The sequence below is a fragment of the Peribacillus sp. P4_C12 genome (assembly GCF_056402095.1).
In genome coordinates, this window is record NZ_JBFUIB010001041.1 from 1 (window position 1) to 784 (window position 784).

Genomic DNA, 784 nt, shown 5'->3' on the forward strand with positions numbered 1-784 from the left:
TCGCTTCTTTATCCTCTTTACCTGAAACAGCACGCTCCAATAAACCATAAACTGTCAAAAGATTCTGATCCTTTTTCATATACTCACTCGCTCCCGTATGATTCTAAAAATCCTTCCATTTTTTCTTGCCTCTAAATTTGATTTTTAGCCAGAAACTTGTTTTCCCTTTTCACTGAACCATTTAGCCTACATTAACTTCTATTTTTCAGCATGACCGCCTCGATATGGAATCCTAATCAGGTTGACCATGAATCCCTGCGTATCATTTTTCACTTCCATCAGTTATTTCGTCTGCTGTGCACAAAACCCTTTCAATCCCTGGAATAGGGCTGCCTTAAACTTTGAACATACATTTCTATAAATCACATCTTTATAATGCTTCCCAAATTGCCGCAATTCCCTGGCCTCCGCCAATGCAAATAGCCGATGCCCCATATTTTTTATTGCGTCTTCTTAATTCATAAATGAGTGCGGTTACGATTCTTGTTCCGGTTGCCGCAAGCGGATGCCCCAATGCGACTGCCCCACCGTTTACATTTCCTATTTCAAGGTTAAACCCTAATTCTTTTTGACAAGCAAGGTACTGAGCTGAGAATGCTTCATTGATTTCGATCAGATCTAAGTCTGCGATTGTTAAGTTTGCTTTTTTCAATGCACTTTGAATGGCCGGAACAGGTCCAATCCCCATGTACTTTGGCTCTACTCCGACTACGTCCCAGGAAACAAGACGAGCAATCGGCTTCAGTCCTTTTACTTCCGCATAGTCACTTGAGGCTACAATGAC

Annotated in this window: 1 pseudogene; it reads right to left on the reverse strand. The window is 41.5% G+C overall.

Annotated elements, in window-relative coordinates:
• Window positions 1-370: 370 nt before the first annotated feature.
• Window positions 371-784, reverse strand: a pseudogene (locus AC1DUW_RS31130) (acetyl-CoA C-acyltransferase); the annotation flags it as partial.